The sequence below is a fragment of the Microcoleus sp. B3-D7 genome (assembly GCF_036705305.1).
In the GTDB taxonomy this organism is placed as follows: Bacteria; Cyanobacteriota; Cyanobacteriia; order Cyanobacteriales; family Microcoleaceae; genus Microcoleus.
Map to the genome: position 1 here is coordinate 1252 of NZ_JAUBUE010000092.1, position 305 is coordinate 1556.

At 48.9% G+C, this 305-nt stretch carries 1 protein-coding gene; it reads right to left on the bottom strand.

The features are described 5' to 3' along the window. The coding region (locus QUB25_RS28925; RefSeq protein ID WP_333188818.1) for a hypothetical protein at positions 1 to 305 on the bottom strand (305 nt) is incomplete at both ends.

Genomic DNA, 305 nt, shown 5'->3' on the forward strand with positions numbered 1-305 from the left:
TTATCTCCCGAACATGGAGTTCCTGTGTACTTCCAAATCGCACCACCGCTGTGGAGTTGGTAGAGATTATTGCCACTTGCTGCAATTGCAACGGTAGCTGGATTGTTGTCTAGCTTCTGCCAACCTGGACAGTTATCTCCCGAACATGGAGTTCCTGTATACTTCCAAATCGCACCACCGCTGTGGAGTTGGTAGAGATTACTGCCACTTGCTGCAATTGCAACGGTGGCTGGATTGTTGTCTAGCTTCTGCCAACCTGGACAGTTATCTCCCGAACATGGAGTTCCTGTATACTTCCAAATCGC